The organism is Paenibacillus terrigena DSM 21567 (assembly GCF_000374845.1).
GTDB classification, from domain to species: Bacteria; Bacillota; Bacilli; order Paenibacillales; family Paenibacillaceae; genus Paenibacillus_K; species Paenibacillus_K terrigena.
Map to the genome: position 1 here is coordinate 44,380 of NZ_KB895434.1, position 14,010 is coordinate 58,389.

Sequence of the window (14,010 nt, forward strand, 5' to 3'; positions counted from 1 at the left end):
ATCATTAGAAGCTATTGGGTCGTAACGTCTTGCACCTGCTGCCAGCGCTGTAGAACCGATTCCCGGTCTGGCATGCCCTGCGGCATATATACGACAGGTGGAAAAGCATGGGCAATGCACCGACGTGCCTCCTGAAGGCTCGGCAGCACCTTCGAACTGATCATCTGGACGGCAATGTTGCCGAGTGCGGTGGATTCGGAAGGTCCGGCTTGCACCTCGATTTCTAGCACATCCGCAGTCAACTGACAGAGCAGCGCATTCTGAGAGCCTCCGCCGACAATATGCAACACTTCAATCACTTGACCGTGCAGCCTGTTCAATTCCTGCATCGCATTATAGTACGTTAAGGCGAGACTATCGAAGATACATCGTGCGAGCTCTCCAGGGGACATCGGCACCGGTTGTCCGCTCTCTTGGCAGAATCGCTGCATCTCCAGAATCATGCGCTTCGGACTCAGGAATCTAGCCGCATTGCACGGAACAAGACTGCGATAGGCGGGAACAAGTGATGCGAGCTCCGTCAATTCCGCATAGCTATGCTCCTCGCCAAGCTCTCTGCGAACCTCTTGGATCATCCACATGCCCATAATATTTTTGAGAAACCGGTATGTGCCATAGGCTCCCCATTCATTCGTGTAATTGCATCGCATCGCTTCGAGCGTATCGATCGGTCTATCTCGTTCGACACCAAGCAGGGACCAGGTTCCGCTGCTTAGATATGCCCATGGGCGGTTAATCTGGATTGGGACCCCAACGACGGCAGAAGCCGTATCATGTGTGGGCACGACGACCAGTTGACAGTCCGGCAAGCGATGCGCGTGGACAAGATCAGGCAGAATAGAACCCAAGAATTCACCCGGTTCCTGCAAACTGGCGAACTGATCCTTGCGCAGTTGCAGCAGGCCCAGCAAATCTTCGTCAAAATCGCCCGTCTTCACGTTCAACAGTTGCGTCGTGGAAGCATTTGTGCGCTCATTCATCCGCCGGCCCGATAACCGGTAATATAAATAATCGGGTACGAGCAGAATACTGCTTGCACGGGACAATTCATTCGGACCATGAGCAAACAGCTGATATAGCGTATTAAACCGCTGTTCCTGAATACCCGTCTTCGCATAGACTATTTCTCGGCTTATCCGTTGATGCAGCCGATCCGGTACATCCTCCGTGCGGTGATCGCGGTAAGCATAGACCTCGTGCATGCGAGACCCGGCATCATCCAGCAGCACATAATCTACGGCCCACGTATCGATCCCCAGCGTGCACGCTTCAATCCCTTGCTGCTTGGCCAGCTGCAGCCCCTTCACGATTTCCTGGGACAAGTACTCGATATCCCAATACATATGCCCGTCTTTTTCGGTGAAGTCATTCTTGAACCGATGAATTTCTCGCAAATGAAGCTGACCGGCAGCTAAGCTCGCTGCCACCACGCGACCGGAGGACGCGCCAATATCAATAGCAATATGCTGATTCATCACATTACCCCTCGTATCCCATTATGCAAGAACTCCGTTTCATATCGCCCTTTGCTTGTGTGAACTCCTGATTCATGCTGAGGATCAAACGCGACCGTGCGATAACCCCCTCAATTTCAGAAGCAGTCGCACATATTCAAAATACGCGTTAATGCTTCACAAAGTAAAACTGATCAACATAAATCTCCAACACATTCCCCGGATTATCCCATGGCATGATATACACCACTTGATCTCCAGTCTGGGAAGGGACGAAACTACCGATCTTGACGGTATGCCAGAACATGTCTTCCATGCTCTCCGCCGCTACGGCCTTTTCTGCTATTAGATCATATACCCCGAAGGAGAATGCAGTTCCGGAAGGCTGGAACGGATGCTCCGCTCCGCTGGAGTCTATGTACGTATCCTTGGCATATTTGATTTTGACAACCGCATACAAATCATAAGTTTCGCCCGGAATCAATTGCGTCTTGTCCCAGAACCACTGAATATTCCAAGTCCGTGATCCCGTGATCTTATGCATGGCCGTCTTCATATCTGAAGCTGAAATATCCGTCACGTTCGATACGGCGCCGTTGTTGACATGGAAAGCTTTGTCTTGCCCAATATATTTCGTTTGTGCAGCGCTTTTCGTCAGCTTCAGCACCTTCCCATCTCCTGGTGCCATATTCAAATTGCTGATGATATAGCTCGTAGAGTTGGCAGTAAACGTTACGTTAGCGTTATCCAGCATATTGGTGATGGAGGTGATATCCATCCCAAGTTTGGCCCGGTCAATCGTAATGGTTACGTTCGCGGGTTGGATACTATCGTGATTGACGATAACCAAATACTTGTCGCCCGTCTCGATATCTTCATGCGTAGTAATATCCGCGCTCGGATACGCAAAGTTCCCTCCCCCTGCGGTGGTTGCTGCTGCTGCAATTCTTTTCATTTTTTTGATGGTCGGCTTCAACGTTTCGATTTCATTGAACAACGTCTGAACAGTTCCGTAATCCTCTGTATGGTTGTAATTCTCGTCAACAATACCAACCCAATCCACTTCGGTTTGATAGACGAAATACGTGAAACCCTCCGACCCATGACCGATCGCCTCGTAGGTCATCGCCCGGATCTCAGCCGCAGTTGGATTACGCAACCAGCCTGTGGTATTGTTCGTTTGTAGAATCGTCCACATCGGCGCCTTGTCATTAATCCGTTTTCGAATCTGCAGAGAGGAGAAGTCCATATACTGCTCGAATGAGAAGCCGGGATACTTATAAATATGCCTGATCGCCTATTTCGCTTCCTTCACCGACACCATATGGGTCAATGCTTAACACCTGCGGTCTCTCCACCTCATAATGGAGAGGGACTCTATCCAAGCCAACATAAGTCATCAAGACCGGTCGGCTAGGATCAATCGTCTCCAAAATTCTCTTCATATCCTTCAGATTATCTGCTAGGCGAAGATCGTTGGCAGGTTCATCATACAAGTAGTACCCATATAATGCATTGCTAGTACGAACAGGATTGATCATCGCGTTTATCTGGGCATACATCGCGTTCTCATCGTTATACAACGTTTCGTTAAATAGTGAATAGCTATCCGGCAGGCCAACGATCTTAAGCCCATTCGCTTCTGCTTGCAGTAAGGTCTCTTGGTAAATATTCGCCGGCTTCGCATGCCAATTAGCCAGAAAAACCGTATCCGCTCCCATATTGCTGATATCGCTGAACGTAGCCTCCAGATAAGTCTGGGCGTCCGATACCCTGTATGGAATTTCTCCCGCTTCATAGAAGATGCCCTTTGGTATATCCTCATGGACCGAGCTTATAGGAACTGTTATCGAGACTCCTTGAATGACCTCCACGTTGGTCCGCAGCAAGTCAGTCGTTCCCGCGATTACTTTTACCATATACAGCCCATTAGCCACAAATTGTCCGTTGTCGTCCTTTCCATCCCAGACAATGGATTGAGGACCAGATTGTTGGGCACTGCTCGTTAACGTCCGAACTGTCGCCTGATCCACATAGCTATATACAGACACGGTTACAGTTTGAGCAGCGGGAAGCGTATAAGCAACCGTTGTGGAATCGTTGAGCCCGTCTTGGTTAAGCGGAGATAGCTTATAGGGATAAGCATAGATCGTCTTCGCGGCGCTCTCATCCGCTGGTACTTGAGACAGACTGACGCGATCGACTTTGAAGGTTGGAAAATTAGCCACGTTGTCTACAGGAAAGAAGCATACACGAACATCATGAGCAGGATCCATTACGATTGGATCGGTATTCCACTGAGGGTAATAAGCAACTTTAGAAGAGGATGTCGATGGGATTCTTGTCGGATTGACCAGATAGGTTTCCGCCGTAAGATCATAAACCAGATAGCCGAACATATCTCCCGTCGAAGTTTCCCAATTCGATCTCTCCGGCTTTACTTGCATGGAGATTCATGCGGATCGCGCTATTATCGACCGCCATAGGGTCGACAACTGCAGCCGCATCGTTAAATTTAAAGAAGAGATTGTCCTCAATCGTATAAGTTTCATGTTCTATAAATATGAAAGCGTCAACATAAATATCCGATATTTGCGTTAGATTGGCGGTTCCCGATACATAAAAGCTTAACCAGTTTACAGAGGCGTTCGGCTTGAACATGCCGATCTTCACATCCGTCCATACGTTATCCTCCGTTTCCGACGCAGTGATCGTTTGCTCCGAAATCGTAAAATTCTGATCTGTGATATCGTAAACACCTATTTTGAAAGCATCGCCTGACGGATTGGATGCTGCATGCTTCACCTTAACCTTCACGTAGACATCATATAACGTGCCAGGCTTCAGATGAGAGAAATCCCAATTCATATACTGAATATTCCATCCCGTATTATCGTTAGCCATTCGGGCGGAATATTGGTCTGGTGCCGTGGAGTCAGCCATTCGCGCTGCTCCATTGAAGAAAGTGAACGCACTGTCCTGTATAGATTCATCTTGCGCATGAACGTTATTCGTGCCAAACCAGAGTGCTCCCATCAGAACCATCAAGGATACTAATCCTTTTCCGATACCCTTCATTTCGACTCGACCTCTCTATTGGATGAATTCTTACTTCGGTATTCCACCCTCAGTTCGTAGCCCTTCGGTGCTTCAGTTATGATCTCAACCTCCGGCGGCGCTTCAATTCTTAGTTTTAACAGACCTGCCTCTTCGACCCTCCAGGAGACATCAATACGTCCTCCATGAGGCAGTGGCACAGAGCCGGAAGCCCATCGCAGCCCGCAGGGCTCAGGAGCAACCCTCACCTTGGACCACCCCGGGGTAACACCCTGAACACCAAGGACATAAGCACCGAGGAAATAAGCCGGTCCCGCCGACCAAGCATGACAATGGCTGCGCGTCATTACCTTTGGATTCGTGTAGAACCCGCTCCAAGGATACATCTCCCAACACGTGGTGGCATCATTCTCGATCATGAATCCGTAATTGCACTGCATATCTTTCATGAGCATATCAAGACGTCCCATCTTAGCCAAAGCCTCGTAATAGAAGAAGGACATGAAGGGACTCCCGACCTGCACGAAGTCTTTCGGCGTTTCAATGATATATGGTTTGATGATCTCCAGTCTGTCTCCCTTCGCGATATCGCATAGAAAGGCTACAATCTGCGTTTGAGCACTCAGGGTAGAGGATAAGCTACCGTCACTGTGGATACAGTCGACATAAGCAAGCCGCTCTTCATCCCATAGGTACTCATTGATAGCGCGGATCAGCTTCTCAGCCTCCTCTTCGAAACGTGACACTTGATCTCTTTCACCGACTAGTGCTCCAATCTCGGCAGCATGCCGCAGTGTTCTTGCGAGGATCATGTTCTGCGGGGTGACGACTCCCTCCCTCGGCTGCTCAAATGGAGCCCAGTCCAGCAGATTCCAGCCATGGAACACAAATACACCCTTGTCATTGATATGGTGTAGATACGCTTCCATCGTTAGCTTCACATGAGGCCAAATCTCATTCAGGAACGCTTGACGGCCATCATAACGATAATATTCCAGACAAGCGGTTACCCAGAAGAAGGTCCAGTTCGGGATTACACTGTTCCATCCGCTTGGCACTTGGTCAGCATACAGGGACGTCTGGGAAGCGGAGCCTGGTACCAGCTTCAGACACCGCTCTACGATCTCCCTGGCCCCAAAGGTATAATAATTGATGAGTGCTTCATTGCGGGCATCGCCCACCCAATACGCCTGCTCATAAGCTGGACAATCCACGAACGTATCCTCCATACACAGGCGGGTCGTGTCCCGGCTAATTACCCATATGTCGCTCAGCATGGGGTCACTGCTGCGGAAGCCGCCGACATTAGCAACTGGATAGTTGCTCTGGAGCAGCTTCACCTCGTACAGCTTTACCGGTCGAGAGGCCTCTCTGATGGTCAGCGTAAGATAGCGCAGCCCGCGCCGGATGAAGGATACATAAGTTTGCCTGCCTTCACGGCATACGTATCGGATTGTGTTGTCCAGCGAGTAGGTATGCTGGCGCCAACCCTCCTTCATATATTCAAAACCATACAGGTCGACGATGGTCCCACTCGCAGCATTCAGCTCGAATGCGATGTATCCCGACAGCTCCCGTCCAAAATCAATGACGATTTCCGTATCCATACCGTGGATAACAGGCAACAAGGCAGCGTCTGCCCCGGCTGTCACAGCATGCTGCAAGGACGACGTCATGGGTTGGGGCACCTCGCACTTCTTCCAGATGCAAGAGGTGAAGACGTCATTTAGGTTCACGAACTGCTCAGCGATCGGATGAATCCAAGCTTCGAACGGCTGCATATCGGCAGCGGATGAGGCCGTCTTGATCGCTTCATAAACGGAATGGAACTTGACCAGGTCTCTCGCCTGCTGATGATCAATGATCTCGACCGCATCGAACGGGCCGATGAGGCTAAACGGCGATGTGCCTGTTTCCCCGTCCTTTAATCCAAGCGTTTGAATCTGAAATGGCATTTCGCAGTCGAAGCCGATATGGAAACCATGCCCATGGCTGCAACCGGTTACATCAATCAGGATGAAATGATCTCCGGGCTCCAGATGGACGGTCAGATACCTCTCGGGCTCTTCTCCTGTATAGCTGTCCACTGGATACAGTCGCCCATCAATTCGGATGACGGGGTCAATGCGACCTGAATCAGGGATGCCGATCGTGAATACATCAGCATGCTCTAGAATCAGCTTCGTCGCCAAGTAGCCGCAGAAGGCGACGTTATTAGCATGGTTGCCGCTATTCGGGGACACCAATGCGTATAGATCCACGACGGCGCTCCAGGCAGGCGGCTTCACGCCGAGTATGCTCTCTACACGAGAAGGGTATACAGGCTCCTCCGTCAAGTATGGGATATCTCTAGCTACCAGCCCCGCCCAGGGCTCCATTCCTGCGGGTCCGATAACAGTTGCCTCTTCCCAATCGCTATCGTCATATTCGGGCTGTATCCAGGATGCATCCCAAGTCCTTGCATCGATGACTTCGGTAAAAGCCAGCTGGCAGGAGATGCGGGAGGAGTTGGCCTGGTATCCTTGATGGATGGCGGTCTTCCAGGATGCATCGGTTACGATGCGGGAGGAGTTCGCCATAAACTTATCCGTGTCTGCACCATGCTGCTGCATTTCCAACTGCAGTAATAATCCCCCGCGGCCTCGCAAATATTGGAACGTTGAGATGCCGTAATGCATGACTAGCACGGCAATGACCGCTTCCTTCCCTGGTTCCAGCAGATGCTCAATTTCGTATTCGTCATAGGCCCATTCGGAATGCCAAGAGCGTACAGGACCTCGTCCAAGCTGCTTGCCATTAACGAACAAGACATAACGGGAATCGGCGGTAATACGCACTGTGGACCCTTCGATAGGATTCATAGGTATGAAGGAGCGGCGAAAGCAGCGCCATTCGTTCCTCGGGCTCTGTTGGCCAGAACCCCATATCCATGCTGCTTGCCAATCCGATGATATGGCTTGATTCATAATAGGATCTCCTCTCCAAATGTATTGAGCGGATTCATGATGCCATTCCAGAACAACTTTTATTATAATTGAAGAAATGAAGGATAAAAGGGGCGATTCGGACCAATCATCGGTTGTTTTCGGACATAAGTATGCCTTATGACAGAAATCAGAGGAGGAACTCCATGAAAAAAAACGTGCTTGTGACAAGCAGCAGTATGTACCTGTTCCCGGAACAGCCCGTATATGTAAACCGTGTCTCAGAGTCATTTCTCCTGGAGCAGCATCGACACGAATTTATCGAGCTCTGTTACGTGAGCGAAGGCAGAGGCTATCATTATATTGAAGGCTCTACGATTACGGTGTCTAAGGGAGACCTGTTCTACCTTCCAATCGGGGTATCTCACGTCTTCCGACCGTCAACGCCTGCCCCTGGGGAGGGACGGCTTATCGTATACAACTGTTTGTTTAACGAATCATTCTCGGAACGGTTGATCCGTGCCTTCGAGCCTGATCAGGATGTGCAACGGCTGCTCCAATTAGAGTTCCCGGAGCAATCATGGAAAAGGTTCCATGACCACGACGGATTGTTCCAGCACAGCTTCAATATCATGCTTGAGGAATTCCAAAGGTGTCGCGCCAACTACATCCCGCTCATTCAAGCGGAGCTGGTCCGTCTGCTTACTTACATGACGCGCGCTCCATTGCTGGAAGCCTCCCCTCACGTTCAGCCTGCCAAGCGCAGAAGGGACACAGATGAGATTATATACACGATTGCAAAGCAACTGAGAGCGAATTCCTTCCAGCCAGACAGCGCAAGACGCTGTGCGGAGGAAGCCGGTCTCAGCGAGCGTCACTTCCGAAGAAGATTTAAGGAATGCTTCAGCATGACTTTCCTCGAATATGTACACAAGTGGCGAATCGAGCAGAGCTGCGAATTATTAAGGACAACGACGGACAAAGTCACGACGATTGCCCAGCAAGTCGGCTACAAGGATCTCAAATTTTACAATCGCCTGTTCAAAAAGCTGACGGGCATGACGCCCCATGCCTATCGCATGGCGCATCCCGCGGCATGGAATGAAATGGGAGGCGAAAGCGATACGTAAAAATGTCAATATCGTGCAAACCTCTAGCCGATATAACCGCCCTATTGCTCATCCCTAATTCTGAACCATTCCTGATAGGGATATAACGTGCAAAGACATCTCATCCACTCCCATGTACACTTAATTTGTGCAATTCAAAATTCATTGAGGCATCACTTTGTGGTAGGGTTCACCGCGTAAGATCTTAAACTATCCTGCCCGTTAGCTTAATAAAAAGAGCAGATACCGAAGCACCTGCTCATCAAAGTGTGTCATTCAACTATAGTGTCCCGTTAGCGTAACCAAACTTCGTTATTTAGAGGAGTCAAAACAAAACAGCTACCGCTCTTTGTTGTTTATTTGTTATTGAGTAAATCAGTAATTAAGATACCATTTATTTTTAATCCTGAAATGTCACATGCAATTATTTCAACATTTGATAAATCACAATTATTAAACTGTCCGTTTGACAGGTTACAATTATGAAAACTTACTGGTTTATATTGTCCCTCGGGATTGTAGTTTCCGTCTCCTTCTTGAGGAAGAACCACATTATGAAATTCTGTTCCAAAAAGATGGACATGGTCAATAACAGCGTGGCTAAAGTTAGCATGCTGAATACCTAAACCCGACAAGTTTGCGTTCGAGATTTTAATTCCACCCATATTAACATCATTCAAAGACATATCACTCATGTTTACGTTATTAATTTTTGTCTTTGCCAAGCTTACATTATCGATATCAAGCTCCTCAGCTCTGACCTCCTGCCACTTAGATCCTGAAATATCTGCCCTTTGCAAATCCAACGGTTCCACCTTTAAGCTCATCTGGTTATCCCCCTTATTAAAATGAATTGCTCTCTTTACTTCAACGCGCACCCTAATATTTCCTGCATTATCCATTAAACTAGCCTGCCCGTTAGCTTAATAAAATGAGCAGACTGCGGTAGTCTGCCCAAACAATGTCTAGTATTCAACTATCGTGTCCCGTTAGTTTAACACTGAAAAGTGGTTTCAAGGCGTGCATGCTTATTAATCCTTTACCTTAGTAAAGCTTTAGCCCCGGAGCGTGAATATTATGTTAGACGATGTTAATGCCATCCTCGAATTACTGAAACCTAGTTTAGGTCTTTCTTGTAGTAATAGTGTTTATTCCCTAAAGGAGCATTATCGATTACTGCCATTTCGTGATATCCATATTTTTTATAGAATTCTGGCGCTTGAAAACTGAAGGTGTTTAACTTAATGAATGAACAATTCTTTGCTCTTGCAATTCGTTCTGCTTCCTCCAATAATCTTCTTCCGAATCCTTGTCCACGATGGTCATCTTCTACCCATAAAATATCAATCTCCATCCAATTCCAACATAATGCACTGTTGAGGCCGGCTATAATCTCGTCTTTATCATCCTTCAAACATAAATTAATTTCCTCATAAGTTCCATTTGGTACTTGCTTTGAATTGAACTCAATAAGTTTATTCCTCACATAATTCGCTTCATCATTTGTCCCATTTATTATCTTTATTGACATAAGAACCTCCTGTAATTTTTGTGTTATTATCTCGCATTTCGTATAACGTTGTTGTGTTCCCGACGCCTCACCGACTTAAGCCCCGATAGGGGCGGCCGCGATGCGGTTAGTCGGTGCAGGTGTGTCTGCTGAATATGCCTCCTCGAAATTCCTCATGCAGACCAAGGGGCGGATGCCCCGCAGTGGGAACACGGTGTTATAGGAAGTTCTTGCCTTCTTTGAATCTTCTCCAAAGTCTATTCTTTTTATATTCAATGGTTACTTGTATTAATGTTCATTAACAATCTATCATTTTTGATGATTTAAGTTTATTATAAGATTTTATTAGGTATGAAATCTTTCCAATGATAAAATGACTTATACCAAAGCATAAAATAATACCAAAAAAGGTGACTAATAGAAACTTAACGTATGCTGACATACTCATGTTTTCGAATGCGTACTGCAAAATAACGACAACTGGTACATGAATAACATAAACAGTAAATGTATTGGATGAAAGATTTTGAAACAGTATACTTGCTTTGTTGAATTTCACATAAAATAAATAAATTATTCCGATACATAACGCTGCACACAGAAATGTTTCAAAGACGGAATAGGCTAGGCTTCCCCAAGTAAGTCCGCCTTTTTGAAAAAAACTCAGTTTGCCAGAATACATTATTAAAACAAGGATAACACCAATAGCAAGCCAACTAAGCCCAAGGGATTTGGGTATATTCCCCATCCATCCTCTTCTCGCAGCTAAAAGCCCAAGGATAAAAAAACTGGCATACTGCGGCACATGCGCAAATTCAGTTTGTATTATTCCAAAAAAGCCTACCCAGTGGTCGATAGGATACCAAATTCGAATTACAAAAGTAACAACGGCAACAAAGAGCGTAAAGAGTAATATAGTAACATGTCCAGGAAACTTATTCTTGGTTTCAGTTGTTAAAGTTTTTTTGATTATCATTCGGAAAATAGCATAGAGTAGAGCATATACCAAAAGATGCTCAATAAACCACAAATGACCGAAATTCATATCAGGCCATGAAGGGCCTGTCCAACCTACAGGTTGATCACCTATTCCAAAATAGGTCGAAATATAATATTTCCAGTAAGAAATGGATGGATATCCTCTAAAATTAATGTAATAGGTATACATTAGTAGTGGAATGATGATGAAGAAGCCGATAAGAAGTGGTATGCCAAGTCGTTGAAAACGTTCTTTAAGAAACTTGCTAGCACCTTTTTTATTAAACGTAGCTGGCATAAAATAAGCCGAAATCATAAAGAAAAGACTCATAAAAAATGCGGCATTTACAGCGAAGAAAGAACCTAATCCCGGTGAATCAACAGTTTTAAAATACCACCATCCTTCGGAGCCTCCGTACGGTTGACCTGCATGATGGGCAACCACAAGCATGATTAGTGCAACCTTCAAATTGTCCAAAAAATATATCCGGTTTTCAAGTGTCTTCAAGATATCCAGCCCTTTCTTGTAATCTTTGTTTAATATTTTGCAAGAATTTCCTACTCTTATTCACGAACTTCGTAAACAATTCCATATGTAGGGTATTCGCGAAACTTTTGAACTATCCTGCCCGTTAGTATAACGAAAAAAGCAACCGATCGATAATCGGTTGCCTTCTTGTTGCTATTAAACTATCGTGTCCCTTTAGCTTAATTAATTACCGGTCAATTCTAATGGCCAACCTGTGTTTTTTTCTGCAAAATCGCACCAAAGTTTACTCAAGTTTAGCAATACTAATGAATGTATCGATTAGATGATGGATAATAAATTAATGAACAAGGTATATATGTTGAGGATTAAAGATTGTTTGTATAATATTATAAATAAATAGGATTTTGTAACGAAACAGATTGAAGAGATCCAGTTAACCTTTGATGAGAACGTTGAGGAATACTTTCAGACAATTGACCCTTCTGCTGATGAAGCAGATGGGTCTTTTTGTGTTCCTAAAAATAATATCCATAAGAGTATGAAGTTTACAATAGTAATCTGATCATTGAACATCTAGTATTAAATATATTGAAATGACACATTTGGCGGATAAGGCGTACTACGGGTTGTTTATATTATCCTCGCATAATTTTTTCGAAATGGAGAGTTTATGAAAAAGACTATTGTTTTTGTATTAACGATACTTATATTATTCTCAGGATTCACAACACAAAGTTATGCGTCGTTGTCAGATACGCAATCTGCGGCAATACAAGCGTTGCTGGATGATGCCAGTCGTATATCAGGTGTGCCGGGAATGTCAATCTCAATACTTGCTGATGATGAAGTGTTCTACTTTTCTTCCGGGTATGCAGACCGTGAAAGTGGGTTGTCTGCAAGTGAAAATACACTATATGAGTTGGCATCGGTCAGTAAAGCTTTTACCGGCATGGGTATTCTGCTGTTGGAAGAGCAAGGGCTGCTGTCAATGACTGACACTGTCCAAAAATATTTACCTTGGTTTACGTTAAAGTATCAAGGGAAACCTGTTGATATGCAAAGCCTTACACTCAATAACTTTCTTCACCATACTAGCGGCCTAACAAATGCTAGGCATACTCAAAATATTCCACAAGGCAATACGCCAGATTTGCTGCAAAAGACTGTGGAAATGCTGGTAGATGCTGAGTTGGCGTTCCCTCCCGGTGAACAGTATAACTATGGAACCGTTAATTATGACGTATTGGGTTTGGTTATTGAGATTGTGTCGGGACAAAGCTATGAAGACTTTATGAGGGAACAGGTATTTCAGCCGTTAGGTCTTCACCAGACGTATGTTTATAAAGAAGATGCTCAAGCCACCGGACAGTTGGCACAGGGCTACCGTTCTTCCTTTTTTATGACAACTCCATATAACGCGCCGGATTATTCCGGGAATAAACCCGCAGGCTACATCATTTCTTGTACAAAAGATATGGCGCGTTGGATGGGCATACAGATGGGTATTGTGCAGGACATACCCGAAATATTCCATACGGTTATCGAAAAATCACATCAGGGTGATATGTCTGTTCCGGCTGTCAACGAAATGTATTATGCGGCGGGCTGGTCGGTAAACGCCAACCAAACGATTATAGAGCACCCAGGGGGCAATCCCAATTTTGGAACCGAAGTGGCCATACTGCTAAATGAACGAACAGCCGTCTGCTTGCTGACCAACGGCGCAAATATCAATAGAAGCATGGTACTAAAAGTTAAAGATATATTAGACGGCAATCTAACGCAGTCATATGAAATAAGCAGCACGCAGCTTTTGGACATCATTTTATCGTCTACCACAATTATTCTTTGCCTATTGACCGTTCTGTTCTTTCTCTTAGGATTACGCAGAAGGAAAACGAATGAGCGGCAGCCAATGACAAAAAAGCGAATAATCGTAACAGCTATTTTGCTGATTGCTACGATTGCCATGTGTATAATGTGCTGTGCATTAGATTGGTCAACGATACTTATTTGGCAAACATATAGTGTTCTTACAGCTTTGATTTCGTCGGCATTATTAATAGCAAGCATTACATGGTTTGTATACACTCACCGATATAATACCTCGCTCCGAAAATAAGCATTTTGTTCGTTCGCCTTATTGGTATTGGTATATTGTGAAGTAGACATTTGATAACAAACAATGTTAGCACAAAGGGAGTGTCTGCACACTCCCTATTTTTCGCCGTTACTTATGGTAGGGTTCACCGCAAATGATCTCAAACTATCCTGCCCGTTAGCCTAAAGAAATGAGCAGGCTCGGCAGCCTGCTCATTAACGGTTTGTTTATTCAACTATCGTGTCCCGTTAGCATTCCTGTAGATGGATTAATTTCGTCTTTGCATAAAGAAAAGCGCCTCGGTACGATGGGAGTACGCAACGGGTCATAGCCCTTAAAATCCCATCATCCAGGAGGACGCTCTACTATGAAGTTTAAGGCACAGGA

Annotated in this window: 10 protein-coding genes; 2 read left to right on the forward strand and 8 right to left on the reverse strand. The window is 45.6% G+C overall.

Annotated features, from left to right (window positions below; all coding sequences use genetic code 11):
• Positions 1-11: 11 nt before the first annotated feature.
• The 5 genes from rhaB to C558_RS0128920 all read right to left on the reverse strand — a co-directional run bounded on the left by rhaB (position 12) and on the right by C558_RS0128920 (position 7,477).
• Positions 12-1,475, reverse strand: coding sequence for a rhamnulokinase (gene rhaB, locus C558_RS0128900; protein WP_018759779.1), 1,464 nt, complete (start codon positions 1,473-1,475; stop codon positions 12-14).
• A gap of 148 nt (positions 1,476-1,623) precedes the next feature.
• Positions 1,624-2,703: a hypothetical protein gene (locus C558_RS0128905; protein ID WP_018759780.1), complete on the reverse strand. Its 1,080-nt coding sequence runs from the start codon at positions 2,701-2,703 to the stop codon at positions 1,624-1,626.
• Between the two features lie 28 nt (positions 2,704-2,731).
• Complete coding sequence (locus C558_RS0128910) at positions 2,732-3,901, reverse strand: FlgD immunoglobulin-like domain containing protein (protein ID WP_083927305.1); 1,170 nt, start codon at positions 3,899-3,901, stop codon at positions 2,732-2,734.
• Positions 3,831-4,532 carry a hypothetical protein gene (locus C558_RS0128915; protein ID WP_018759782.1) on the reverse strand — a complete coding sequence of 234 codons (702 nt, stop codon included), beginning with the start codon at positions 4,530-4,532 and terminating at the stop codon, positions 3,831-3,833. Before C558_RS0128915 ends, C558_RS0128910 begins: the two co-directional genes overlap by 71 nt.
• Positions 4,529-7,477 (reverse strand): family 78 glycoside hydrolase catalytic domain, encoded by a 2,949-nt coding sequence (locus C558_RS0128920; protein WP_018759783.1) that lies wholly within the window; start codon positions 7,475-7,477, stop codon positions 4,529-4,531. The genes C558_RS0128915 and C558_RS0128920 overlap by 4 nt, the downstream gene beginning before the upstream one ends.
• Before the next feature lie 131 nt (positions 7,478-7,608).
• Here C558_RS0128920 and C558_RS0128925 point away from each other — a divergent pair, with 131 nt between their 5' ends.
• On the forward strand, positions 7,609-8,565 hold the full coding sequence (locus C558_RS0128925) for an AraC family transcriptional regulator (protein ID WP_083927306.1): 957 nt from the start codon (positions 7,609-7,611) through the stop codon (positions 8,563-8,565).
• Between the two features lie 335 nt (positions 8,566-8,900).
• On the opposite strand, the gene C558_RS0128930 is transcribed toward C558_RS0128925, so the two are convergent.
• The 3 genes from C558_RS0128930 to C558_RS32140 form a co-directional block, all read right to left on the reverse strand.
• Positions 8,901-9,446 (reverse strand): pentapeptide repeat-containing protein, encoded by a 546-nt coding sequence (locus C558_RS0128930; RefSeq protein WP_245583898.1) that lies wholly within the window; start codon positions 9,444-9,446, stop codon positions 8,901-8,903.
• Between the two features lie 215 nt (positions 9,447-9,661).
• The gene (locus C558_RS0128935) at positions 9,662-10,075 is read right to left on the reverse strand and encodes a GNAT family N-acetyltransferase (RefSeq protein WP_018759786.1); all 414 of its coding nucleotides are present in this window, start codon (positions 10,073-10,075) and stop codon (positions 9,662-9,664) included.
• Positions 10,076-10,352: 277 nt separating this feature from the next.
• Positions 10,353-11,510, reverse strand: coding sequence for an acyltransferase family protein (locus C558_RS32140; RefSeq protein ID WP_211220814.1), 1,158 nt, complete (start codon positions 11,508-11,510; stop codon positions 10,353-10,355).
• A 682-nt stretch (positions 11,511-12,192) separates the two neighbouring features.
• Between C558_RS32140 and C558_RS0128945 the strand changes: the two genes are divergently transcribed.
• A complete protein-coding gene (locus C558_RS0128945) occupies positions 12,193-13,644 on the forward strand; it encodes a serine hydrolase domain-containing protein (protein WP_018759788.1) in 1,452 nt (483 codons plus the stop codon).
• The last annotated feature ends 366 nt before the right edge of the window (positions 13,645-14,010 follow it).

Excerpts from the sequence above, each read along its gene's own strand:
- rhaB (WP_018759779.1), bottom strand. The coding sequence starts at position 1,475 with ATGAATCAGCATATTGCTATTGATATTGGCGCGTCCTCCGGTCGCGTG.
- C558_RS0128905 (WP_018759780.1), bottom strand. The coding sequence starts at position 2,703 with ATGGACTTCTCCTCTCTGCAGATTCGAAAACGGATTAATGACAAGGCG.
- C558_RS0128910 (WP_083927305.1), bottom strand. The coding sequence starts at position 3,901 with ATGCAAGTAAAGCCGGAGAGATCGAATTGGGAAACTTCGACGGGAGAT.
- C558_RS0128915 (WP_018759782.1), bottom strand. The coding sequence starts at position 4,532 with ATGAAGGGTATCGGAAAAGGATTAGTATCCTTGATGGTTCTGATGGGA.
- C558_RS0128920 (WP_018759783.1), bottom strand. The coding sequence starts at position 7,477 with ATGAATCAAGCCATATCATCGGATTGGCAAGCAGCATGGATATGGGGT.
- C558_RS0128925 (WP_083927306.1), top strand. The coding sequence starts at position 7,609 with ATGCCTTATGACAGAAATCAGAGGAGGAACTCCATGAAAAAAAACGTG.
- C558_RS0128930 (WP_245583898.1), bottom strand. The coding sequence starts at position 9,446 with ATGGATAATGCAGGAAATATTAGGGTGCGCGTTGAAGTAAAGAGAGCA.
- C558_RS0128935 (WP_018759786.1), bottom strand. The coding sequence starts at position 10,075 with ATGTCAATAAAGATAATAAATGGGACAAATGATGAAGCGAATTATGTG.
- C558_RS0128945 (WP_018759788.1), top strand. The coding sequence starts at position 12,193 with ATGAAAAAGACTATTGTTTTTGTATTAACGATACTTATATTATTCTCA.